This is a genomic window from Treponema sp. OMZ 855 (assembly GCF_024181145.1).
In the GTDB taxonomy this organism is placed as follows: domain Bacteria; phylum Spirochaetota; class Spirochaetia; order Treponematales; family Treponemataceae; genus Treponema.
In genome coordinates, this window is the sequence record NZ_CP051194.1 from 1,368,087 (window position 1) to 1,392,849 (window position 24,763).

Genomic DNA, 24,763 nt, shown 5'->3' on the forward strand with positions numbered 1-24,763 from the left:
GAATATCGCATTTCAAGGCAACCTGTTCTGAAACGGACGTTTCTGAACAGGTATTTCTATCCTATTTTTGCGTGAGGCTGAAAACACCGTCCCAGTTATCCGCAGGAGGCTTTTGGATAAAGGTCTCGCACTTACGCAGATAGGCATCGGAGGGGCCGTCATCAGGCCGTTCTTCACACAATGCTTTAAAGAGGCGGGAAGCCTCCTTCCAATCCCGCCGGTCGAACACACAATGAGCTTCCTCAAAACGGCGTAAAAAGTCGAGCGTTGCCGAATCGACAGCATCCTTTAATTCGACCAGCTCCCACAGCTGTACCGGCGTATTGATACCGACAACACGCACGCGATCGAAGCGGCGGGTAATAAATTCGTCGCCGATTTCATTTTTCGTCATATCGGAAATCAAAAGCCATGAACCGTACTGTTTGTTTACCCCTTCCAAACGGGCGGCGAGGTTGACGGCGTTACCCATAATCGTATAGTCCATCTTCCGTTCGGTGCCCATGTTCCCGACAACCATATCGCCGGTGTTAATCCCGATGCGGGTTAAAAGCGGATTGGGACTCATACCTTCCCGCATGAAAAGCTCATTCAGCTCAACCTCTTTCCGTCTCATCAGCACTGCAGCACGGCACGCGAGGCGGGCATGTTCTTTATAATCAACCGGAGCGCCGAAGAACGAGATAATGGCATCGCCTTCATACTTATCGATAGTACCGCGCTGTTCCAAGATAATATCGCTCATACCGGAAAGATAGATATTCAACAGCTTAACCAACTGTTCGGCATCGAGCGCTTCGCTTATCGTGGAAAAGCCCTTAACATCGGTAAACATTGCGGTAATCCATTTTTTCTGCCCGCCGAGCTTGAGCATGGAAGGATCTTCTATTATCTCATTGATAACATCGCCCGAAAGGTATGTACCGAACGCTTTACGGAGAAAGCTTTTTTCGCGCTCACTGAGAATGAACGAAACCATCGAGTACGTTAAGAACGATACGAAAAGCGCCAATACGGGTGAAATGATAAAGATATAAACACCGGTAAAGCTGAATATGAGCTGATTCACAATCAGCACCACAGCAGACAGCACAACCCCCAAAATAATCTGAACGATGGTACTAAACGGACGGATGATAAAAATGATACCGAAAGAAAAAACAATCGCTAACAAAGCCGACACCCAAACCGGCGCTTGCCGTAAAAAATCCCGCTGCAAAATAGTATTGGCGACCGCAGCATGTGTACCGACATTCACATATTCACTGTGAAATGGATTAACGCCGATATCGGTCGTACCGGTGCTTGACCATCCGATAATACAAAAAGCGTCTTTCAGTTTAGCGGCAAGCGCCGTTTCAAGCTCCGTATGCCGGGTATAGGATGCGGAGGCATTTGCATAGAGCGTTTCAAAATCGGCTTTTACCTGATCGTACAGTTCGGCATCCTCAGGATTTCCTGCCTGTTTTGCCTCGTCGAACAAGCGCGCTACCGATGTACCGTAGTCCGTTTCAAAAAAGCTTTTTACCGTATCCCAATAAGCCTGCACAGCGGTAAGCCAAGCTTCCTTATCCTGCGCAGCCCCCGATTCCAGAGCAGTACGGCGCAATTCTTCGCTTTCACCCCACAGCTGCATACACATATCGATCGGTGCGTAGCCGGGGCCGAGATTCCACCCTTGGTTCGCCCGTAACAAGCGTAAACTGCTTGCCGTTTTTTCTCCACTTTCGGCATAATCGATCAATAGATAAAAAGGAATATGAGTAAAACTCTTCTGATAATTCTTTTTAGGCCAGCGGATCAGCATCATACCGCTTGAATCAAGCGGTATTGAAACATTTTGCGCTTTATCGCCATACACGGCGCCGGCCAATGTAACGCGGTTTTTATCGATGACAACTTCGGGAGAACCCAGTTTCCGCAACAGCGGAGAAAAGGCAAGCTGCATAAACACCGTGCTGTCGATATTATCCGTCAACCGGATACGCCGCCTTACACCGTCGCTATCGATATGCACATTCGTAAAGCCCGCTCCGGCCGCCATACGGCTAATTTCGGGTATCGGTACCAAAACACTATGCCGCCCATCCGATAAAGGGGCGTTTACTTTAAGCTTGGGATAGATAAAACGTTTCTGGGCAATTGCGTATAAGTCTTCCGTACCCTCACTCGGAGGATCGTCCTGCATATTAACCGTAATAAACGACGAGCCGAATAGCCTCATTGCCTGTCCTAAATAGCTGTCGTTTTCTATCGCAACCTGCTTCGTATGCCGGTAGAGAGTATCCCGCGATTGATCGATTAAATCCACCAATTCACTCCCGTATATACCCGCCTCCGGCAGCGTAATTTGGTTATTGGCAAGCGCTGCAAAAATATCCTGTACATTTGCGCCGATCTCCTCAAAAGAAGCGGCGAACTCAGACTTTAAGGTACCGTTCAAATAGGTAAAATCCACGCTCATCGGACTTTTATCGATATACTCAATATCGAAGACTGCAAATTCGGCGCCGAGCTGCGTCAATGCTTCCAAGCCTTTTGCAATCGTATTACGGGGCCATGGATATAAGCCGACTTTTTCGATGGACACATCATCGATATCCAGCAGCACGATAGAAGAATCTTCTTTAACATTAGACTTTAGTCCTAAAAAGAAATCATACAGCCGATTTTCAACACCTATCCAAAACGGAAACAGGTACACTCCGGCACTCAGTAACCCGATAATGCACGGTATAACAATTGAAGGCCACGATGTTTTTTTCTTCACTCTTTACTCCCTATTAAATCTATAGTAAGATATGTACGTGAGTTATACAATGGGAAGATGCTAAAAATTTCATTTTTTATTAAAGGGGGGACAGAATGAAACGCACTTTATGTATTACCGTTGCGGTTTTGATTACTATCGCGGCATCATTCGGTCAAGCGGCTGAAAAGGTCGATAAAATTTTAGAGACTGAAAAAACAACCTTCGGTCAGGCTGCCTATCTGATACAGACAGCCTTGAATGAGGGGGCTGACACGCTTGATTTTGAAACAGCCTTTGACCGCTTCAAAAGCGAAAATCAAAATTTAATACGGGATTCGGTTACGGCAGGCGATGTAATACCGGTCAAAACCTATGCCTTTTTATTGATGAAGGCGTTCAATATAAAAGGAGGCTTAATGTACCGCATCTATCCCTGCCCTCGATACGCATATCGTGAGCTGCGGTACCTCGCAGTTATCCAAGGTAATAGCAATCCCGATGCACCGATGACGGGATCTACAATGCTCCAAATACTCGGACGCATCGATACGGTACAAGGCGGTGAACAATGAAACGTATACTAACCTTTCTCATTATCGCAGGCGGTATTACCATGTATGCTGCCGCATTGGATTTCGGTGTCAACCTTTCCAATAGCACCGAGTTAAACGGTACCAATAAAACTTTTAACATATCACAGGCAAATGCAGCGGAAGTTTTCGTCACATTCCCTGTAAAGGATTTTTCATCGATATATATTTCCGGGGAAGCCCGGTTTTCAGGTGATTTTCCTATTAATCCTAAGGGAGCGGCTCAGTTACTTCCCATCCACCAAGCATTTAGACTGAAAAGAACGGATTGGTCGGGCAGTAAGATCTTTAATGGGATCGGCTTGCAATGGTCAGTCGGACGTACTTCATTCAACGATTATTCAAATAAAATTTTGAGCGGTTTATTCGATGGAGGCAAAATCGGTCTTACCATCAAGAATGTTGATATTGCTTTTGCACTCGGCTATACGGGACTTACCTATAAAACCGATGCACAAATCAAAATAGATTTGGATGATGAAGACCGTCTGAATGATAACAGTAAGGTACTTGCCCCTCAACGATTGTTCTTCCTTCTTTCGGCCTCTTTCCAAGAGGTTATTCCTTCACATACAATAGGAATCGATGCCCTTGCTCAATTTGATCTACTTAAACTAACCGGAAGGACACACACGCAATACTTCATGCCGTATATTCATGGACGGATAGGCAGGAATATTAATTGGCAATACTGGATAGCCCTCCAATTGGGAGAAGCTTCAAAATTTACTTACTCGCTTGCATCGGGACTTGCAGTGCAATATTTTAATCCCAATTGGCGTTATTTTACGGTAACCGGTAAGCTCAACTGGGCCGCAGGAAACTATGACGGTACAGGACCGATGCGTCGATTTGCACCTATTACAGACACAAAACAAACAGTTGTTGCTAATGGGTCGATCAGCTCGTTCAGCAATACGCTTACGGGAGGTCTTACGGTAAACGCTCGCCCGATACAAGGTCTTTTAACGGAATTGTCATATCTACTGCTGACTTCTCCGAACACCGTACAAAAACCTACTTATGTCGGATCCGAGTTATCGGCGAAAGTAGTGTATCAATTCCATAATGATTTTGATGCATCATTCACCGGAGGCATATTTATACCAAATCCGAAAGTTATCACGGCGTATAATCTGCGCTGGCTAACTGAACTGACATTTACCGTAAAACTATAGGGAACCGCTAAAACCGGAAGTTTTTAAAACTCCCCTATAGCACTCAATTTTAGGAGGTGTACTATGAAAAGATATCTAGGAATTTTACTGCTCTGCACAGCGGGAATTTTTTCTGCTGCAGCAGCAAATCTGACGGCAACCGTCACCGAAATTGCCGGAAAAGTTGAATGCAAACACCCCGGAAAAGATTGGAAAGCCGCAAAAGTAGGCGATGTTTTACCGGCCGGTTCTCTTATCTCTACCGGCTTTAAGAGTACCGCTATTCTTAAAACGGAATCGGCAGTGCTGACGGTAAAACCTGTTACCCGCTTATCGCTTGAAGAGCTGATAAAATCCGAAGGAACAACAAAAACGCAGATGTTTTTGATGGCCGGACGGGTTAAGGCAGAAGTTACACCGAAAGAAGGTGAAAAAGCGGAGTTTAAGGTTAAGAGTCCGACTGCAACCGCTTCCGTACGCGGTACCGGATTTGAATTCGACGGACATAACTTATTCGTAGACCATGGAGCCGTTCAGTTTGAATCGGGTATCGGTGTCGGAATACCGAAAATGGTTGCCTCCGGCGAATTTAGTACCTTGAGTTCCGCAGGTACCGTAACCGCTCCTGTAGCTGTCGCAACTGACACTTCGGATAACCGGTTACAAGCAGCTGCTGCCCATACCGCATCCGATATTGAGGCAGGGGATAACCGGCAAGGTATAGCCAAGCCTATCAGCGCAGAAGACCGTCCCGGACATACCCATGTCATCGTCGACTGGGACGACTAACTTTTAATCCATAACCGGCAGCCGCTCCCTCCCATCTCCCACAACCGGTGAGGGATAGGATGCCGGTTTTTAATTCAAAAACATACCGTATTCGGTTTCATATCGATCATAATTAGGAAGCTATGGATATCAAAATTATCTGTGCGGATATAACGACACTTAAAGTAGATGCAATTGTCAATGCGGCAAATACCACCCTGCTCGGCGGCGGAGGTGTTGACGGAGCTATTCACCGTGCCGCAGGCCCCGAATTATTGGAAGAATGCCGCGCACTCAAAGGGTGTAACACAGGCCAGGCGAAAATTACACGCGGATATAAGCTCCCTGCAGAATACGTTATCCATACGCCCGGACCGATATACGAGGACGGCAAGCACGGAGAGCCGGAACTGCTCGCAAGCTGCTACCGGAACTCACTCATTCTTGCCGCAGACTTTCACTGTAAAACGATTGCATTTCCCTGTATCAGTGCAGGCGTATACGGCTATCCTATGGAAGAGGCGGCACTAATAGCTCTTTCCACCGTTTATACCTACTTAACGGAAACAAAGGCGGATATGACCGTCTATCATGTCTGTTTTAATAAACAAGCAGAAGAACTGTATCGTACAATATTATCAAACATAATTATCAAACAGAGCGATTCAAGACAGTCAAAAAATAGTAGGCGGATACACACACGGTAATACAGGAACATGGAGAAAATAAATGGAATTTTTAATTTTTGGTCTTCCTATTGTAGCATTAATTTGGCTGATAAGTGCTATAATACAATTTTGCAGGACAAATAAAGAAAATATTGAGAAAAGAAAAGCCTTAAAAAAAGAAATTATAATTTGTTCAATAATTATTGTAGCATGGATTGTGATTATTGGTGGATTTATATTTTTACTGATGAGGTCAATTGCAATCAATGGAATGTAATATGAAGAAAATTACTGTTATCCTTTTTATTATGATTTCTCTATTAGGAATGATAAGTCTCTTATATTCAGGAATACAATTTAATATTTTACATAGAAAGTCAGGTATGATAGCTGTTGTAGCTGGGAGTAACGAAATCTCAACTCTTTCAATTGATTTAAAGGATTATCTTCCATTTGACAAGAACTCAAAAACAAATTATGTAAAGTCAGATTTTCAAATAGATGACACCATTCCTGTACTTGATGGAGCAAGTGCGTTATATCCGGTCTTTTCTGCGATTGCATCTGCAACTTATCCTGAAAAATCAGTTTGTTTCGATGGTGAAAATTTTACCAAAGAAAGCAAAGTTCAAATGCGAAACACGAGAGGCGCTTACAAAGCTGTTGTTGATGGCGTTGCAGATATAATTTTTTGCGCTTCACCTTCAGAAGGGCAACTATTGTATGCAAAACAAAATAATGTAGAATTAGAGTTTGTTCCAATTGGCTTAGAAGCATTTGTGTTTATTGAGAATATAACGAATCCTGTCAATGACTTATCAATTGAACAAATAAAAGGAATATATTCCGGTAAAATTAAAAATTGGAAAAAAGTTGGTGGAACAAATACTTTAATTGCAGCATGGCAAAGAAAAGAAGGAAGCGGCAGCCAAACCGCATTCTTAAAATTTATGAATGGAGAAAAGATACGATTAAATCCTTTAGGCATTTTCTTTGGAAGTCCTATCGGTTACTCATTTCGTTATTATGTAGAAGGAATAACACAAAATGCAAATGTAAAAATGATTTCTTTAAATGGGATTGCACCAACAAAAGAAAATATACAAAATGGCAGATATCCTCTATCTTCACATTTTTTTGCTGTTTACAGAAAGGATAACAAAAATGCAAATGTAAAAAAGCTGATAGATTGGATTCTTTCTCCTGAAGGTCAAAAAATCATCGATAATAATGGCTATGTACCGTTAAAAAATTGAAGAACGTCCGTTCAATGGGCATTTTAAACTACAACTATCATGAACAAACCTGATACCTCTGTAAAACGAGCGACAATCATTATGAATACAATATATACCGCTGCACCATCTCAAACGCTTATAGGCAATCTAAATGATTTTTACCGATGGCTTGACGGTTTTATCAACTTTGAAAAACGGCCGCATAGCAAAGCATTTTCGCTTAAAGTTATCGGATACTATGCCGCGCTTTTTTCCAACCCGCAAACGGCGTATAAAACAGTACACATTGCAGGTTCAAAGGGAAAGGGCTCCGTTGCGGCGATGCTTTCGGCCTTACTCACCGAGGCAGGATATAAGACTGGCCTTTATACTTCACCTCATGTAAACGACTTCCGCGAACGGATAACGGAAAACAGTTGCTTTTTCAGCGATGCAGCCTATCTTGAAACCTTCCGTGCCGTACGGCAGGGCATACTGCCGCATATCGGTAAAGAGACTGAACCCCAACCGAGCTGGTTTGAACTGGTAACGCTGACCGCCTTTGTGCTGTTCCGGCAGGAGCGGCTCGACTGGGCGGTGTTTGAAACCGGCATGGGGGGCAGGCTTGACGCTACCAATATCGTGCAGCCGGAAATAACCGTGCTGACGCCGATCGAGCTTGAACACTGCGAATATCTCGGCAATACCATTCCGCTCATCGCGGCGGAAAAAGCGGGTATCATTAAAGCGGGGGTTCCCGTTTTTTGCTCGCGGCAGCAACCTTCCGCGCTTGAAGTATTCAAAGAGCGGGCGGCAGCGCTCAATGCTCCGCTCTTCTATCTCCCCGATTTTATCGAAGCAATCGAACACAGGCTGACGCCACAGGGGCGCGAAGTTACCATCCGCTTTTCAGCTGACCATCCGGTAGGGGCGCTTTTTAAGCGTCCGCTGCACACCATACTCCCGCTTTTTACGCCCGTACAGGCGGAGAATGCTGCACTCGCCGCCGCCGCTTTTAAATACCGCTTTCCCGATATGCCGGAGGACTTAATCGAAAGCGGGCTTTCAAAGGCATGGCTCCCCGCGCGCTTTCAGCTTTTAAGAACCAAGCCTTTAATTGTCATCGACGGTGCGCATACGCATAACAGCATACAGACTTGCGCAGACACGTTTTTTTCTCTCCTCGGCGATAGTTCCGGCGCAGCAGATAATGCCAAATCGATACTGGTGTTTGCCTGTGCAGCCGACAAAGATCCCGCCGATTTTGCGCCGATATTCTACGGCACCATTGCTCACCTCTACCTCACCGTGCCGGGTTCATTTAAAAAGGGTAATTTAGAAAAAACCGTCGGCGCATTTACGCAGGTTTTCGGGAATGAGAACAGTGTTGTAATGGAATCAAGTGAAGATTTTAACGCGGTATTAAAGAAGGCCTTTACCCAAAGTATCGCCGAAAACCGGCCGCTGCTGATTACGGGTTCATTTTATCTGGCGGCGGAAGCGCAACGCGTATATTCTGCCGAGGGTTTTCAGGATCGGGGAATTCAAGACTGACCGCGTAAAGCTGCAAACCAACCTGTGCGGATTCCGGTTGAGCTTCCGCTCCCTGCGGCGCATACAGCGGGTCGCCCGAAATGGGAAGTCCGGCGGCGGCCAGATGAGCACGCACTTGGTGCCGGTATCCGCGGGAAAGGCGGCAGCGCACCCGAATGAGCGGCGGGGACGGACGAAATTCGTAGGCGGTTTGAGGCACAGCATCGTTTCCGTCGATTGAAAACGGCAGAATATCAGCCGCTTCGATTACCGTCGTGTACAACCGCCCGTCTTTCTTGTAATGCCGCGAACCGGAAAAAACCGGAGCAACCCTTTTTGCGCCGGGGCCGAAATTCCTAAACTGACTTTCCAGCGTAAGCGGTAATTGTGCTGCTATCCGTTCCTGTACTACTACCTGTTCCTGTGCCGCTATCCCCCTCTGTACGGCAGACAGCTCTTTCAGCGTAGACAACTCCGTTGCATCGAAACCATATCCGTCATCTATCTCCGGGGCTCGGGTCGGTTCTACGAAAGCCCAATAGGTTTTTATTATCTGCCCCGCTTCCTGCCGGGCAGCAAGAAAATCGTATACCGCTTGATCCTTTGCAAAAAGCACAAGCCCCCGCGTATCCGTGTCGAGCCGGTGCAGCAGCCCCGCCTCAATCGCCTTTTTTCCGCGTACCTGCGCCTCCCGACTGTGCAATCCGTATTCGGCGGGCGGCTCCTGTGGATCTATCTGCGTAGCATCGAGCAGCACATCTGTTTGCATATCATCGCATGGAACATCGCCCTGTACCTCAGAGCAATGCAAAAACCAGTACACAAGCGTATTACGTTCATCCGCTCGGAGCGGCGCGGTGGGTAGATGCGGCGGCTTATATACAACCGCCCAATGATCGGTTTCCCGTACGATACAGGGTTCCACTCTATTGTAATCGAAAACAGAAACAGAAAATATTTTTTCAGCGGAATTTTGCATAGACGCCTCAGCTATTCCCCTGTGACTGCCGTGCCTGCAAAAGGCGCAGAACAGTTTGGAATTTTCGGGGCGGCGAGGCGGTGAACACGGCTTTTTCCCGTGTTGAAGGAAGTGCAACGCACAGTCGATACGCGTGGAGCATCAACCCGTATTCTTTCCATTCAGTTTCTTTTTTCCCATAGAGCGGATCCCCGACAACCGGACAGCCGATAAACCGTGCATGGAGCCGAATTTGGTGAGTTCTGCCGGTATCGATTTTAAAGAGCACCAGTGCATACCGCCCATACACCCGCAGCACCTTATAGCGGGAGCGGGCGTATTTTCCTTTAGACAAATCTGCCGAGGCGGCAAACCGAATGCGGCTATGCCCGTCGCGGAATACCGACGTTTCGATAATGCCGGCCGGCTTTTCCGGTACGCCGTTCAGAATTGCGAGATAATATTTTTCCGTATGCCGCAGCTTAAACTCGTTTTTTAAAAAAGCTTCTGCTTCGGCACTCCGGGCAGTGATAAGGATGCCGGAGGTATCCTTATCAAGCCGGTGAACGATACCTACACGCAAGAGCTCGGCAAAGTTCACCCTCCCCTGCTCCGCTTCGAGTAGGCGGGCATATTCATCATGAATGGGCGACGTGTGCAAGCGGTAATACGCAATCGCCTGCACCAGTGTCCCCGTCCAGTTGCCCGCCGCAGGATGCGTAACCATACCGGCTCGTTTATTCACCACAATGACATCATTATCTTCATACACAATACGGAGCGGAATGGGTTCGGGGATAAGAACATCGGGGAGCGGATTTTTCCATATCAGTGTAATACGGTCGCCCGCTTGCACCGTGCTTGAAAGTTTTGCCTGCCGTCCGTTGAGCTGCACAGCTTGCATCCCCGTTTTCAGCCGTGAGCGGGTCATATCGGCAAGCACGCTGCTGCAAAACGCATCAAGCCGCAGCTTACCGGTTCCATCCGACACTGTAAGTTCAAAAACTTTAGTCATATTATTGTGCAGCCGTACCGGTCTTGCCGCCCTGTACGGAAGGAGTCGATGCAGTAACCTTTTCTAACAGTGCTGTAATTCCTCCGATAGACCCCGCAGCCAATGCAGCATCGGTCATGAGCTTCAAAGCCTGAGCGTCCTCTTCGTCCGATGGCTTTATCGGCGTAAACTGAATGGGGTCTTCGGTAAAGGCATTCTCCCGTTCCAAACGCTTTTTTGCTGCGGAACGTTTAATCGCGCGATATGTTATATCGATTAATGCGATTGTTACCGATATGCCGACGGCGGTAAGAAATACGCCCAGCTGTTCTTTCTCGGTCAGCGCGACCGCCTTGTCAGCTTGTTTGAACGGCCACGGATAATAGGCAGGATCTTTAGGGTGCTGTATGGCACGAATCATATCGTAACCCCAAAAAGACAGCAGCGTAACAAAGGGGAGCGCCCCGAAAGACAGTATTTCAAACCGCCGGAGCTCCCGCTGCCAAAGCGGAAATTCCTCTTTTGTATAGGGAACCGGCGTATGATCTTCTTTTTTTTCGTCCGCAATCAGCGGCATCTGTGCAACGGTCATCATGCACAGAACCAAAAATGCGGTACAACGTAATCGTTTATTCATCACAGCCCGCCAGTCTATCCGATAAGCGGATAAAATCATAGACAGTCAGCGATTCCGCACGGGCAACGGGATCGATTTCAGCGGCTTTCAGCAAGGATTCCGCCGGCAGCGTCTTTTTTCCTCTCGCAGCGAGAATCGTGCTCAAATTATTCTTCACCGTTTTACGCCGCGCACTGAAAAGGCCGCGGACAAGACTTAAAAAAAGACGTGCATCACGTACCGGCTGCGGGGACTCCTTTTTGGTAAAACGGAGCGCCCGTGATTCGACATTCGGCTTAGGCCAAAAGGCGGCGGGAGCAATATCACGGATCGGCTCTACATCATACGCCCATTGGCACAGCACCGAAAACGACGAATAATCCGCACTTCCCGGAGCCGCGGTCATACGGAGTCCGACCTCTTTTTGCACGGTTATCACCATACGGTCAAAAAAACACTCGGCTTCGATTGTCGCCGCGATGAGCTTTGCGGCAATATTGTACGGCAGATTCCCGAAAAAGGCCTTCGGTGCATGCCGTTGATATTCAGCCTTCCACGTTTTAAGCACATCGCCTTCTATTAAATGAAACGAATGATATGAACCGAAATAGGACGTTAAAAGCTGTACGAAGCCGCGGTCTATTTCGAACACGGTTAAATCGGCGCCAGACTCTAACAACAGCGATGTCATCGAGCCGAGCCCCGGGCCGACTTCCCATACGGTAGTCCCGGCGGAAAGGTCGAGTGCGGAAATAAGCTCCTGCCGTATATGTGCATTAATCAAAAAGTTTTGTCCGAATTTTTTCTGCATCCCGAACCCGTGTTCATCGAGCACGGCAGCGAGTGCGGACGGCGCATTATAGTCGGGAAGTTTCATGTTCAACCTGAAGCGGCCGTGCCATCTTCCGTTCATCAGCCCACTCGCTACGGGCGCGGAACACCTCGCTGCCGTCGGCAGTTCTCACAATAGAATGCACACACACGTTGTCTTCAATATGAGAGCAGCGGCAGCAGAGTTCTTCCCCGTATTGAGCGGAAATCAAAAAATTGGTATCGAGGACGCGGAGCAATTTGCCGCGGCAAAAGTCCGCATCCATAAACGATAGCGACCAGCGGATATAATTCAGATTATTGACGTGCCCGTTCATATCGATATCCAAAAGCGACGGATGGAACAGCTCTTCACGCTCCCAGTGCTCCGGCAAGGGAATCTTTGCAAAAACCCGTCCTTCCAAATGTTCGTCACAAAACGTCAGCGAACCGAACACCGTATCGTCAAGAACGGCAGGCTGATTGGTTTTCGTATTCAGCACAACCCAGCACGTACTGCCGCGCACACACAGAGCTCCATGCCGGCGCAACGAGTCTGCCGTCCATTCGATACCCTTCCGTTCCGCCGCATCAAAATCTTTAAAAGCCGCAGACAACGAATCTTTTTTCCCGCCCTCGGCATAGTAATAGGCAAAATCCCGAAAACAAAAAAGTCCCTTCGGCGGCTGCGCCCATGTTTGTAACGTCAGGCAATCGAGCCAGAGCGGATATTCATGTATTTCAAAATGCTGCTTCGAAATAATCCACATCAAACCCCGTTCTTGCAGCTGCGGCATAAATATACCGGTAGAACTATAGTGATTAGCCGCCAAATCCTGCGAAAGCGCAGCAACGGTTAACGGCGTACAGCGGTACTGCCCGTCGATGGCAGTGGTCGGTACCGTATACGGCATCGTGTATTTATCGTCGAGTATCATAGGCATCAGTGTAACTGCTTTTAGAGCGTTGTGCAATGCGTTTCAAATGCGTAGTCGCGGTGCAGCCGATCAATGAAGTGCTTCATTAAATACTCACCGCCTTCGATTGTGTAGTGGATACCGTCGCCCTGTATAAGCGGTATCCATGCGCTGCCTTCGGGCTTAATCGCTCCGATGTATCCCGTTCCATATTGCTCGACGAGACCTTTAAGCGAAATCCTTACCAACTTTTTGGAATCGTATTCTTCGGCGACGGAATCGTGTACTGCATTTAGGTATTGCATTTTTTCGTTATATGCAGCGCTCCGCACTACCGGCAAGCCGAGCCAGTACAGCCGCGGAACGGAGGCAAGAACGATGTCGAGATGCGCCTTTACCATTTTACGGTACACCTCTTCCCATTCGGGCGTACCCGCCGTAAGGATAATGCCGCCGGTCGTCCACATATCCTGATAGTCGTTCATGCCTAAAAAGGCAACTGCCGCATCAAAGCGTTCCCCGTCTTTTTGTGCGGCAAGCAGCACTTCAAGTTTTTGCGGCCAGTTATAATAATCGGATCGGAGAAAGCCGGAAGAAGGAACGCTTAAATCTTGTATTGCAATAGCGGTGTCGGATCCGAGCGCACGGGTCATACCGGCGGCGATACTGCGCATCTGAGAATCTCCGAAAAAGAATAGCCGCAAGGGCATCCGCGCGGAATGGACAACCGGCAGTGCGACATTGCGGAGCATCTCTTTAGAAACCTGCCCCGCCAATTCCGCAGGCAGCCCGCTGCCGCCTAAATTATCAGAAAAGCCGGGCATTGTTTCGATATACCCCTGTTCTCCGGTTACCGCATAAAAAGCGGCGACCTCGCTATCGTACACCCCTTGGCGGTAAAAGAATGTATCCCATTCACCGCGCTCTGCTAACCCCGCCGTTCGTATAAACGCATTCCTGAGTACGGGAATAACGGCAGCGACAGGAGACGATTCGGTAACAGAAACAATCGGCGCGGTGAGTGCGCTGTAAATATTTTTTAAAGATGCTCTTTTGATGTTTTGCACCGGATGAGCCAGCCGCTGCCCCAAAAACGGAATAAGAATAAACAACGCTAACACAACAAAGAAAAAACACTGATTGGGAGAGTATCGGCCGTTCCGCTCTTGCCCGCTATTTTGCCCTTGCCGATTGTCGTATTCTTGCCGCTCGTATTGAGCGGATTCGCCGCGTTGACTGTTTTCACTCATACTCTGCGTATCTCCCTAAAATCCGAAGTAGATAAACGGCGCAACACCGGAGGTCGAAACGATATTAAGTCCGACAAAAAACAACACAACGGCAGCGGCCTTTACCGTAAGCGGCAGCCGTACATACCGTGCAAAATACGCGCGGCGTGTCTCTTCTTTCGGGATTTGCAGCAAAAAGGCGGCGGCGAGCGGTACAAGCACGAACCAATGCACCGTGCGGAACGGCTGTGTGATATTCTTGAGTGAAGAAAGATACAACGTAATTTCCCGCACGGTATTCGACCGAAAAATCAGCCAGCTGATATTGATAAACACAAACATACCGTCGAGCCGAAGCAGCCGCTTTAGGTCAATGTTCCGTCCGGCAAACCGCACCATGGCGCGGCGCGGTTTATCGGATTCAGCCGTTGCAGTGATGAGAGATTCTTGATTGCCCGCAGCAGTGTTTATAGCGGCGGTGCGGCGTTCTTTACCGAGCACGGCGGCAACCCGCTCTACGGCGCAGGCAAGTCCCTGAAGCAGCCCCCACAGCACAAAGGGAATAGAGCCGCCGTGCCATACCCCTGCAATGAGCATTGTCCCGACCAGCGCAATCACCGTGCGGACTAAACCGTAGCGTGAGCCGCCGAAAGAGAAATACACATAATCACGCAGCCACGATGAAAAACTGATATGCCAGCGCCGCCAAAACTCACTCACCGATTGGGAAAGATACGGACGGTTAAAGTTCTGCGGTGCTTCAAAGCCGAGCAAAAGCCCGATGCCGATTGCCATATCGCTGTAACCGGAAAAGTCACAGTAAATGACAAATGTGTACGATACCAAAGCGACAAGCAGTTCGAGGGTATTACACTGTGCAGGATTCGCAAATACGGGATCGACGGCAAGCACGGAAAGAAAGGTTGCCAGCACCATCTTTTTATACAGCCCCGACAAGATCAGCAGTACGCTGCGGTCAAACGCTATCGGGCGTTCCGCCGTTACATCCTGTGCAAGATTATCCGGCAAGGCTGTAAAAAAGGCTTCCGCCTGCACAATGGGCCCAGACGCCAGCTGTGGAAAAAACGAGATATAGAGCAGTACTTCGATAAACGATTTAACCGGCCGCATTTTGCAGAGATAAATATCAAAAATATAGCTCATCGAGCGGAACGTATAGTATGAAATTCCTACCGGCAATAAGAGCGAGTAACTTTGCAGTTGCAACAACAGCGGCGCCTGGAGCTGTCCGTTAAAAAATGTGTAGTTTAAAAAGGAAACAGCAGTATAAAAATATTTGAAAAAACCGAGGAAAAGAATGTGCAGCACGGTACCGGTTATCATCGTAACGGTACGGGGAATATAGTTTTTTTGTATACCGAGTAGATAACCGGTAAGACCGGACAGCGCCGACACTCCGAACAGCAAGAGGCAAAAACGCCAATCCCAGCAGGCATAAAAAAAATAGCTTGCGCAGGTAAGCAGCACAATCCGTTGTCTTTTCTGCCTGAATACATACCAGTACAGAAAAAAAACAACGGAAAAAAAGAGCGCAAACCGGAGTGTCGGAAATAACATCTCTCAAGAGATTAAGGGAGCGCTGCCGGTTTGTTTGCCATCTTGCGCTGAATATCGGCGGCGCGGTTCGCCGGCATCAACGAGAACCAGTACGCAACAGAAGAGGTCTTGTTCGCTTTTTTTGCAATTGCCTCTACCGCCCGCAACACATCGATAATATCTTGATCATCCATTTGCAGCAGGTTTGCGACAGCCTTCTGAGGCGGCATTCCATTGATATACCGTGCAATCTGGTCGATATTTACTTCCCGCATATCGCGTTCCGTCATCATCTGTTTAAAAGACTTTTCTTTTTCTTCTATAATAGAAAGCCGGTCATCCAGCTCCTGCGATACTTGTGCCGCTTCTTTTTCGCGGGCGGTAACATCAGCTTCTTTTTTATCAAGCTCCTGCGAGCGGACATCAAGTGCAATCAACCGCTTTGCATACCGGTCGGCATCCAAATCCGCATCAGCATCGGCGGGAGAGGCAACACCGGCAGGTGTTTTTAACCCGAACCATGAGTATACCGGTGAAAAAATTCCTCGCGCATTGATTAAGCCGAGATAGCTGAACCAAAAAAGTCCGCCGAAAACCAATATAATAATCAATAAAAGCAATACTATTACTCGTCCAAAAGAACCTCTACGTCTCACCGGAGTCCTCCCTGCATATTTCAATATCGGTAAAAATCTCAACAAATATTAGTCCAGCGCTTAAAAGCATTTTTTTAGAGCGCTCTATCAGTCTCCACGTTAATGTTTATAAAGATACTGAAAGTATTCCATATCGGTTGATAATATCTTTTCGGTATCGGGAAGTGCGTTTTGGTATACTTCAAGACTCTTCCAAAAACTGTAAAACTCAGGGGACTTGCCGTACGATGCGGCATAAATTGCGGTAGCCTGCGCATCCGCCGCACCCTTTATCTTCTCCGATTCGGCATACGCCTTTGACAGGATGCTCTTTTTCTCGTTTTCCAACTTACCGAGCCATTCCGCCTTTTTGCCCTCACCGGTAGAACGGAAGGTTTGCGCAATCTGATTCCGTTCCTTAATCATTCTATTATATACGGAGGCTTGCAATTCGTCGGAATATTTTATCTCTTTAAAGATGACATCGATAACCTCAATGCCGAAATCTTTCAGCTGCATATTCGCCTTCTTTAAAATTTCGGCAGCCAGCATATCGCGCCCTTTTTCGATATTCGCATACACAACCTTTTCCGCGCCGGTTACTTCCTCCAGCTTAACCTCATCCGTATTCAGCCCGATCTGCTCTTGATGCACCATTTCATTAATGATGTTGGTGTTGCGGACAACGTCATTCAAACTGTTGACGGTGATAATATCCCGCACTGACGAGTCGATAATATCCGAAAGTCGCGAATAAGCGGCTTCGTAGGTTCCGAGAGATTGATAGAACCTGAGGATGTCTGAAATACGCCAACGGCTGGTCGTATTCACCTCGATGAATTGCTTTTCTTTGGTCAGAATTTTTTGAGGGTCGCCGTCAATACGTAATAGTTTTGCCGTGTATCGATGTACCTGGTGCAGAATCGGTATCTTAAAATGAAGCCCCGCCTCCGTTTCGGCTTTGACAATTTTACCGAACTGAGTGATAACCGCGGTTTGTCCCTCATTTAAAATATAAAAAGGCTTTACCAATAACACAAGAATAAGAATACCCAGTAGTATGGCGCCAAACTGCACTATCTTCTTTGCTTTTACCGGATCTATTTTCCTCGCTCTCACTGTTCCCCTCCCGAAAGATTTTTTAACGGTAAGAAATTTTTGACGTTTTTATCGATGAAGATTACCTTGTCGGTATTCGAAAATATCTTATCGAGCGTTTCAAGATAAAGGCGGCGCCTCGTAATATCAGGGGCCTTGCTATACTCGGCATAGACAGCGTTAAACCGCGCAACATCTCCTTCCGCCTTGTTGATCCGTTCCGCCGCATAACCTCGCGCTTCTTGAATCATCCGGTCTGCCTCTCCTTTTGCTTTGGGTATCTCTTTATTGTAGGCTTCTTTGCCTTCGTTAATCAACCTGTTCATATCCTGAATGGCGATATTGACATCCTCAAAGGCTTGCTGCACGTCTTCCGGCGGAACAACATTTTGCAGCTGTACCGACGAAACCGCAATGCCGAGCCCCAGCTGCTTATACTTTTCATTCATAATTTTGGGCGCTAAAAACTGAATGGGGTCGCGTTCAGATCCCATAATATCAAAAATAGTGCGGTCGCCGATTAGACTGTTGATTGCCGCAGTGGACACATCGCGGATTGTGTTCATCCGCTCGTCTGCCTTAACATTAAAAAGCCATGCCTTGGGATCGATAATGCGGTACTGTACCGTCCATTCAACATTGATAATGTTGAGGTCGCCGGTCAGCATAGAAGATTCGGTGAGGATGTTGTTCCGGTACTGACTCCGGTCTGATGCCATCGTGGTACGGAAACCGAATTCCTCTTTTTGAACGATCGTAACAGGAATGTGATACACCCGCTCGACAATCGGGATAATAAACTGCAACCCGGGCTGCAGCGTCCGGTTATATTTACCGAGCCGAGTTACCACACCGTTATCCGTTGTCGAAACAACGGTAAAACTGAAAAATGCCAATGTGACGAGTACAACCGCCGCCCCTATTGCAACAAGCTGCCCGTTTTTTAATTGTTTTGCCATGATTCCTCCTTACACTACATTCTGCGGTTTACCGACAAGAAAGCTTTTTAAATTCTCCGCGGCGATATGCAACAACCGTGTCCGCGCTTCGCGGGTTTGCCATGCGATATGCGGTGTTATAAAACAGTTGGGACAGCCGAACAGCGGATGGTTTGCAGGGGGCGGTTCAACGCTTAGGACATCGGCTGCATAGCCGCCGATGGTGCCTTTTTTCAATGCTGCTGCAACAGCCTCATCATCGATAAGCTGCCCCCGTCCGGTATTGATAATAAACACGCCCGGCTTTACTTTCGAAAGCGCGGCAGCATCCATCATTTTTTCGCTTGCACCGTTAAGCGGTGCATTCAAGCTGATGATGTCGGATTCGGCAAGCAAGGTTGCAATGTCAACCTGCTTCGCCGCAGCGAGATGAGGTACTGTTTTGGGCGAACGGTTGACATAGAGCACCCGCATCCCCATCACAAGCGCAATTTCCGCAACCTTTTGCCCGATGTGCCCAAACCCGATAATACCGAGCGTTTTTCCGGTCAGCTCAAACGTGGGAAACGAGGTATAGCAAAAATGTGCGCTGCGGCTCCATGTACCGCCGTGAACCTCATCGCTGTGTTCTTTTACGTGCCAATAAAACTGTAACATGAATGCAAATACCAGCTGTGCGACGCTGTCGGTGCTGTAGCTGGGGATATTCGTTACGGTGATCCCTGCCGCATGAGCCGCCTCTACATCGATAACATTATAACCGGTCGCCAGCACGCCGATATACCGCAGCTTGGGTAAACGCGCAATCAATTCCTTTGAAAACACAATTTTATTTGATAAAACCGCCTCGCAGTCTTTTACCCGCTCATATACTTCATCGGGTGCGGTTTTATCGTATATCGTAATATCCGCAATATCCTGTAAAACCCGCCACGACAAATCTCCCGGATTAAGCGTGAACCCATCCAGTACAGCTGCTTTCATAGTTGAGCCTCCCACAAAAAATACTTTTTCATTATAGTAGAAAACTCCATTTTCTTCAATTATTTTTATTACAAGGCAAGCCCTTGACCTAACGTAATCTTGCGCATACACTCTATAGAAATGAACAAGAAAACGGTTGCTGCCTATTGTGCCGCTTTTGTGTACGAAATAATAAAAGTTTTTTATATCGCTGTCTTTTCATCCGGCTATCCGCAAGGGATAACCTTCTTTAAGTATAGCGCACTTGCGGCGCTCTGTATGCCGGTACTTTTGTGGCTGATGCTCGCATTAAACGAAAAAGACTTTCACTGGGCACTCTATGCGGCTGCATTGTTCAAATTAACCGCTGTTTGCGCGGAATTCCTCTATATTTTTCAACGGGGATTTGCTATAATAGGGAACGTCTTTAACTCGGCACAGAGCAGCGGCAGTCTCGATTTCTCAAAGGAAGTGCTTTTTTTCCTTGCAGCCGATACGGTGTTGCTGTTTTATTCATTTATAAAAGGGAGTGTGTATTATGCAAATAATACCGATTGCTAGCGGAAAGGGCGGGGTCGGAAAAAGTCTTCTTTCCGCGAATCTTGCAATTGCACTCGGACAGGCAGGAAAAAATGTTCTGGTTGCCGATCTGGATTTAGGCGCATCGAATCTTCATTTGGTTCTTGGACAGCAATCGAACGCGCACGGGATCGGTACGTTTTTGTCGGGAAATTCGGCATTCGAAGATATTATTGTAAATACGGGGTATCCGAACGTACGTTTTGTTCCGGGCGACTCCGAAATTCCCGGCTTCGCAGCCTTAAAAGCCTCTGATAAAAACAGCTTAATCAAAAATATGCTTAAAATGGATGCAGACTACCTGATTCTTGACCTCGGTGCAGGAACACACCTCGGTATTCTGGATTTCTTTTTGCTTTCCCCGCAGGGCATTGTCGTTACCGCACCGTCGGTTACCGCGATACTGAACGCATACCTTTTCCTAAAAAATGTCGTATTCCGTATGCTCTACGGAGCCTTCAAGCGTAATAGCCCCGGTTTTAAATACCTTGAAAAACTCAAGTCCGATTCCTCATCCATGCAGCGGATGTACATCCCCCGTATCATCACCGAACTTGAAAAAGTCGATCCTAAAAACACCGAGCTTTTTTTGACCAATCTGCATAAATTTAAGCCCCGGCTTATTATGAATATGCTCGATGACCCGAAAGATGCCGACAAAGCCTTAAAGATCCGCCGGTCATGTCAAGAATACCTCAATATCAATCTTGAACACCTCGGCGTTATTTACCGGGATACAATACAGGATACGGCGCTTGCATCACGTTTACCCGTCATCCTATACAAACCGCAGGCTATGATTTCTCAGGCAATCTACCGCATTGCCGACAAAATTCTACAGTCCGAAACCGAAACTTTTCAAAATGCGGCAGATTATGCCGAATATACCGATGAGACGTTTCAGTCTGCCGAATTGGAGGCCGAAACCGACTTCCGCTCAAAAATGGGCTATATCGAAGACCTCATCGGCAGTGATGCTCTGTCAATGAACGATATTGCCGAAATGCTCAAGAGTCAGCAATATGAGATTTCCGTTTTAAAGAAAGAAAATGCTTTGTTGAAGCGGAAAATAAAAACAGCCCTTGAACAAGGGTATCGTATATAAGCGGTATGATATGAAGTGGACGATAAAACAAAACGAGAGAAATAAAAAGTGGTATTTTTCCGTCAGTGACGTAGACAATAAAGAGAACTGCGTATTCCCCAGCTATGAAGAAATAGTAGAACAGGCTAAGAAAGAAGGGGTGTCTACCGAAAATCTTATCAACGTACAACAGTTTGAACGCTACTTCGATAAAATATTATATGGAACGACAGTACCGCTTCCCCTCGAAATCGAACTTGATCCATCCTTTGACACACGGCTGATTATCGATCCGGATAAAACAAAAGCAACACTCTATATACGGAAGGCAAAAGACGAACCCCATACTATCGATAAAAAATTGATTACGGCAATGCTGAATAACAGCCAAATTGCAGCTATCGATTTTAAAGCGCTGGACGAGAAGATACATGCTTTTATCGAAGCTCCCGATCGGGAAATTGAACTTGTCATCGCAGAAGGTACGCTACCCGGTCGGGGAAAAGACAGATCTCTTATCCCGCACATTACAAAGTTGGACGAGACGGAAGACCTCATGCTCCGCAAAAAACTGCTCCATGCGGTGGGAACAGCCCGTGAACAGCCGCAAATGATATACGACAAAGATTTTCCGCTTTCCGAAGCACAAGCGCTTTCCGTTGTTGCAAAACACGACCTGCTGTACGAATTTTCAAAATCCGAACTCGGAACAAACGGCGCAGATATTTACGGGAATGCTATTCCGGGCTTACCGGGCAATGATCCCTTTGTGCTGGATTTACGGAATATCACACAAACGAATGACGAATTGAAAGCCGGCTGCAATGGGATTCTCTTATCGGCTGAAAGCCCCGATGGACTCAAGCTGCGTATTATCCCGTATAAAGATGCTACGGTCAAAGCTGTTATCAGTAATGACAAAATGGAAGCATCGCTCATCCTTGAATCGGGAAGAGGAGCCGGCGCACGCCTTTCGCTTTCCCGCTTAAAAAAGGCCTTGGATGAAGTAAACCTACCGGCTGAGCGATATACCGACAAAATACTGAGAGATGCCATTTACGAAGCACGGCTTTCTTCCGCACCGGTTGAATTTACCGTCTGCAGAGGCATACCGCCGGTCGCTCCGCATTCATACCAATTCGACTGGAAAGTACATTTCGGTCATTCAAACGCCGTATCGGTAAAGCGGGGAGAAACCCTCCTGGAAACATTCTTTCAGGAAGCCGGCGAAAAAGGCTCCGATGTGTTCGGTAACACTATAGAAATCAATCAAGCAGCACTGTTAAAACTGCCCCAAACCGATAACACCATCCGTGTTATTAAACAAGGAAGAAAAATTTCGTTCGTAGCGGCTGTACACGGGGAATTGATACGCGCCGGCGAAAAGCTCAAGATACTTAATTCAAAAATTATCGACACTGATGTGAATAAAGAAACCGGCGACATTATCTTTGCCGGTGATGTAATTATCAATGGGGACATAGATGCAGACCGCAGCGTAAAGGCCGGCGGCAGTTTAACCGTCAACGGAGATGCGGGCGTATCGTTGGTGTATACCAAGGAATCGCTTTTAATGAACGGCGGTATACGGGGAGAAAGCCACGGTACCGTGTGGGCAAAGAATACGATGGCACTCCATTTTGCCGAAACGGCACGGCTGTTTGCAGGTGGTAATATCTATATCAATGAGTACAGTTTCCGTTGCGTCGTTAAAACAAACGGTCAGCTGATTATGACCGGAGAACCCGGTAGTTTTATCGGCGGAAATGCTCATGCCGCCCGCGGCATCAATGTGCGAAATTTAGGGGATTACAAAACCGTTCGTACCATTATTTCATTTGGACAAGACTACCTGATAAAAGATAAGATAGAGGTATACGAAAAACAGACGCAGGATAACCTGCTGGAACTCGCCCGCATAGAAGGGGAATTAAGCGACACGGAAACCCCTACCGACCGTATCCAAGAACTGCGAGAGCAAAAACTCATCTTACTTAAATCAAACACATCTCTCGGCATAAAGATTTTTAAGCTGAAAGAAAATTTTGAATCGCATATTCCCTCTGAGGTCAAGGTAACCGGCACGGTGTACCCCGGCGTTATTTTGGAAAGTCACGGCAGATATTACGAGGTACGCGAACCGGCTTCTCATGTCATATTCACCTTTGATTCAAAACAGGGCAGAATAGTCTGTAAGCAAATTGAAGATAAAGTCGAATTTACGGCGGAATAAGAGGTATTTTTATGATTTGTGCTATTCAATATCCGTCGTGGATACAACCGGAGATTATTCCGGGCTTTCCCTTTTTACGATGGTACGGGTTTATGTACCTCGTTGCGTTTGCGATAGCTTTCATGCTGTTTAAGGTACAGGTTAATAAAGGCGAGTTACAACGGTACGCAAAAAGCGAAAAGCCTATCACGAATGAAGATATCATCGACTTTTTTACCTGGTCGCTTTTTGGGCTGATGCTCGGCGCCCGCATTTTTGCAACGCTGGTATATGAACCGGAATGGCTTTATTGGCAAAAACCGTGGTTGATCTTTTGGCCGTTTTCCCAAACAAGAGAATGGACGGGGCTGCAAGGGATGTCGTACCACGGAGGTTTTATCGGCTGCTTCTTAGGTGCCTTTCTGTGGACAAAGCGGCATAAGCAGGACTTTTTTGCATGGGCGGATACCGCAGCAGCAGGAATACCGCTCGGCTACACCTTCGGAAGGCTTGGAAACTTTTTTAACGGCGAACTCTACGGGCGCATCACAACAAGTCCCATCGGTATGCTCTTTCCGTCGGTGCCGCTGTACGACTGCTTCCCGGTCAAAGAAGCATGGGTACGGGAGTTTGCGGCAAAAGCAGGAGTCGCCATACAAGAAGGAGCTCAATATGTCAACCTACCCCGCCACCCAAGCCAGCTGTATGAGGCACTTTTTGAAGGAGTACTCCTCTGGATTGCAGTATGGCTGGTACGCAATAAAAAACCGTTTAACGGCTTTTTATTTTGTTTCTACACCATCGGGTACGGGCTTGTCCGTTTTTTCATCGAATACTTCCGACAACCCGATTATGAGCTGGGCTTCCGGATTGCCGCTGCTGCGGACGAGGCAAATATCTATCTTTTTAGCTCGTTCAAAAATATTTCTACCGGACAAGTCTTTTGCTTTATGATGATTGCAGGCGGTCTCATCGGTATCGGTCTTTTAGCTCGGTATAATCGGAAGCGTAATCATGGATAAACCGTTGTTGCCTAAAAAAAACCGAAGCGATATTTTCACCTTTTCGCTCCTTTCACCCGGAACACGGGTTGGATACGCAGTGATGCTGCTGTGTATCGGTGCGGCCTCCGTTCTTATGTATAGTGAGCGGCATCAGCTACCGATTTTGGGAATTATACTGGGATGTTTTTCTCTGTTTGCGCTATGCTATATAGACCGATGGAGTTTTAACTGTACGGAACAGACGGTAGAGTATCGGGTCGGTCTTATTTTTTTTATTTTGTGCACGCAGCATCTTTTTTCCGATATCGAAAAGACCGAAACAGAGCGCTTTACCAAAGGGATTTTTAAAACACCGTTCATAAAATGTGTACTGTGCTTACGAACCGGAGAAAAGAAAACCGTTGCTATTTTTCCGGCACGCAACAAAGCGCTCGAACGGCAGTGGGAAACACTCTCGGCGTTTTTTGCCGATTAAAAAAGGGAG

Annotated in this window: 24 protein-coding genes; 12 read left to right on the forward strand and 12 right to left on the reverse strand. The window is 47.1% G+C overall.

All coding sequences use genetic code 11. The features are described 5' to 3' along the window. Positions 1–61: 61 nt before the first annotated feature. Positions 62–2,770 carry a CHASE2 domain-containing protein gene (locus E4N65_RS06150; RefSeq protein WP_253672289.1) on the reverse strand — a complete coding sequence of 903 codons (2,709 nt, stop codon included), beginning with the start codon at positions 2,768–2,770 and terminating at the stop codon, positions 62–64. Between the two features lie 95 nt (positions 2,771–2,865). Between E4N65_RS06150 and E4N65_RS06155 the strand changes: the two genes are divergently transcribed. The 7 genes from E4N65_RS06155 to E4N65_RS06185 all read left to right on the forward strand — a co-directional run bounded on the left by E4N65_RS06155 (position 2,866) and on the right by E4N65_RS06185 (position 8,706). Further along, a complete protein-coding gene (locus E4N65_RS06155) occupies positions 2,866–3,324 on the forward strand; it encodes a hypothetical protein (protein ID WP_253672291.1) in 459 nt (152 codons plus the stop codon). Continuing rightward, positions 3,321–4,520, forward strand: coding sequence for a hypothetical protein (locus tag E4N65_RS06160; RefSeq protein ID WP_253672293.1), 1,200 nt, complete (start codon positions 3,321–3,323; stop codon positions 4,518–4,520). Before E4N65_RS06155 ends, E4N65_RS06160 begins: the two co-directional genes overlap by 4 nt. Before the next feature lie 63 nt (positions 4,521–4,583). Further along, positions 4,584–5,288, forward strand: a complete 705-nt coding sequence (locus E4N65_RS06165) for a FecR family protein (RefSeq protein WP_253672295.1) — start codon at positions 4,584–4,586, stop codon at positions 5,286–5,288. Positions 5,289–5,410: 122 nt separating this feature from the next. Further along, a complete protein-coding gene (locus E4N65_RS06170) occupies positions 5,411–5,974 on the forward strand; it encodes an O-acetyl-ADP-ribose deacetylase (RefSeq protein WP_253672297.1) in 564 nt (187 codons plus the stop codon). A 22-nt stretch (positions 5,975–5,996) separates the two neighbouring features. After that, complete coding sequence (locus E4N65_RS06175) at positions 5,997–6,212, forward strand: hypothetical protein (protein WP_044016170.1); 216 nt, start codon at positions 5,997–5,999, stop codon at positions 6,210–6,212. A gap of 1 nt (position 6,213) precedes the next feature. After that, a complete protein-coding gene (locus tag E4N65_RS06180) occupies positions 6,214–7,191 on the forward strand; it encodes a PstS family phosphate ABC transporter substrate-binding protein (protein WP_253672299.1) in 978 nt (325 codons plus the stop codon). 81 nt (positions 7,192–7,272) lie between these two features. Continuing rightward, positions 7,273–8,706, forward strand: a complete 1,434-nt coding sequence (locus E4N65_RS06185) for a bifunctional folylpolyglutamate synthase/dihydrofolate synthase (protein WP_253672301.1) — start codon at positions 7,273–7,275, stop codon at positions 8,704–8,706. Here the strand turns inward: E4N65_RS06185 and E4N65_RS06190 are convergent. From E4N65_RS06190 to E4N65_RS06240, 11 genes are all read right to left on the reverse strand, one after another. After that, the gene (locus tag E4N65_RS06190) at positions 8,624–9,664 is read right to left on the reverse strand and encodes a pseudouridine synthase (RefSeq protein ID WP_253672303.1); all 1,041 of its coding nucleotides are present in this window, start codon (positions 9,662–9,664) and stop codon (positions 8,624–8,626) included. The genes E4N65_RS06185 and E4N65_RS06190 overlap by 83 nt on opposite strands. 7 nt (positions 9,665–9,671) lie before the next feature. Then, positions 9,672–10,658: an RluA family pseudouridine synthase gene (locus tag E4N65_RS06195; protein WP_253672305.1), complete on the reverse strand. Its 987-nt coding sequence runs from the start codon at positions 10,656–10,658 to the stop codon at positions 9,672–9,674. 1 nt (position 10,659) lies between these two features. Further along, on the reverse strand, positions 10,660–11,232 hold the full coding sequence (locus E4N65_RS06200) for a hypothetical protein (RefSeq protein ID WP_253674872.1): 573 nt from the start codon (positions 11,230–11,232) through the stop codon (positions 10,660–10,662). A gap of 34 nt (positions 11,233–11,266) precedes the next feature. After that, positions 11,267–12,130 (reverse strand): 16S rRNA (adenine(1518)-N(6)/adenine(1519)-N(6))-dimethyltransferase RsmA, encoded by an 864-nt coding sequence (rsmA, locus tag E4N65_RS06205; RefSeq protein WP_253674880.1) that lies wholly within the window; start codon positions 12,128–12,130, stop codon positions 11,267–11,269. Beyond that, positions 12,111–13,001 carry an acyl-[acyl-carrier-protein] thioesterase gene (locus E4N65_RS06210; protein ID WP_253674882.1) on the reverse strand — a complete coding sequence of 297 codons (891 nt, stop codon included), beginning with the start codon at positions 12,999–13,001 and terminating at the stop codon, positions 12,111–12,113. The genes rsmA and E4N65_RS06210 overlap by 20 nt, the downstream gene beginning before the upstream one ends. A 20-nt stretch (positions 13,002–13,021) precedes the next feature. Further along, on the reverse strand, positions 13,022–14,230 hold the full coding sequence (locus E4N65_RS06215) for an SGNH/GDSL hydrolase family protein (RefSeq protein WP_253672307.1): 1,209 nt from the start codon (positions 14,228–14,230) through the stop codon (positions 13,022–13,024). A gap of 15 nt (positions 14,231–14,245) precedes the next feature. Continuing rightward, positions 14,246–15,787 carry an MBOAT family O-acyltransferase gene (locus E4N65_RS06220; protein WP_253672309.1) on the reverse strand — a complete coding sequence of 514 codons (1,542 nt, stop codon included), beginning with the start codon at positions 15,785–15,787 and terminating at the stop codon, positions 14,246–14,248. Positions 15,788–15,798: 11 nt separating this feature from the next. Then, on the reverse strand, positions 15,799–16,422 hold the full coding sequence (locus E4N65_RS06225) for a periplasmic-type flagellar collar protein FlbB (protein WP_253672311.1): 624 nt from the start codon (positions 16,420–16,422) through the stop codon (positions 15,799–15,801). 99 nt (positions 16,423–16,521) lie between these two features. Further along, on the reverse strand, positions 16,522–17,481 hold the full coding sequence (hflC, locus tag E4N65_RS06230) for a protease modulator HflC (RefSeq protein ID WP_369792415.1): 960 nt from the start codon (positions 17,479–17,481) through the stop codon (positions 16,522–16,524). 35 nt (positions 17,482–17,516) lie between these two features. Next, positions 17,517–18,458 carry an FtsH protease activity modulator HflK gene (hflK, locus tag E4N65_RS06235; RefSeq protein WP_253672313.1) on the reverse strand — a complete coding sequence of 314 codons (942 nt, stop codon included), beginning with the start codon at positions 18,456–18,458 and terminating at the stop codon, positions 17,517–17,519. A 9-nt stretch (positions 18,459–18,467) separates the two neighbouring features. After that, on the reverse strand, positions 18,468–19,421 hold the full coding sequence (locus tag E4N65_RS06240) for a D-2-hydroxyacid dehydrogenase (RefSeq protein WP_253672315.1): 954 nt from the start codon (positions 19,419–19,421) through the stop codon (positions 18,468–18,470). A gap of 120 nt (positions 19,422–19,541) precedes the next feature. Here E4N65_RS06240 and E4N65_RS06245 point away from each other — a divergent pair, with 120 nt between their 5' ends. The 5 genes from E4N65_RS06245 to E4N65_RS06265 are packed head-to-tail and all read left to right on the forward strand — an operon-like array spanning position 19,542 to position 24,754. Beyond that, on the forward strand, positions 19,542–19,961 hold the full coding sequence (locus E4N65_RS06245; RefSeq protein WP_044016148.1) for a hypothetical protein: 420 nt from the start codon (positions 19,542–19,544) through the stop codon (positions 19,959–19,961). Then, positions 19,939–21,084, forward strand: a complete 1,146-nt coding sequence (locus tag E4N65_RS06250) for a nucleotide-binding protein (protein ID WP_044016146.1) — start codon at positions 19,939–19,941, stop codon at positions 21,082–21,084. The genes E4N65_RS06245 and E4N65_RS06250 overlap by 23 nt, the downstream gene beginning before the upstream one ends. Before the next feature lie 10 nt (positions 21,085–21,094). Continuing rightward, on the forward strand, positions 21,095–23,296 hold the full coding sequence (locus E4N65_RS06255) for a FapA family protein (protein WP_044017327.1): 2,202 nt from the start codon (positions 21,095–21,097) through the stop codon (positions 23,294–23,296). 11 nt (positions 23,297–23,307) lie between these two features. After that, positions 23,308–24,297: a prolipoprotein diacylglyceryl transferase gene (gene lgt / locus E4N65_RS06260; RefSeq protein ID WP_044016144.1), complete on the forward strand. Its 990-nt coding sequence runs from the start codon at positions 23,308–23,310 to the stop codon at positions 24,295–24,297. Continuing rightward, positions 24,290–24,754 (forward strand): hypothetical protein, encoded by a 465-nt coding sequence (locus tag E4N65_RS06265; RefSeq protein WP_235619693.1) that lies wholly within the window; start codon positions 24,290–24,292, stop codon positions 24,752–24,754. Before lgt ends, E4N65_RS06265 begins: the two co-directional genes overlap by 8 nt. Positions 24,755–24,763: the final 9 nt, after the last annotated feature.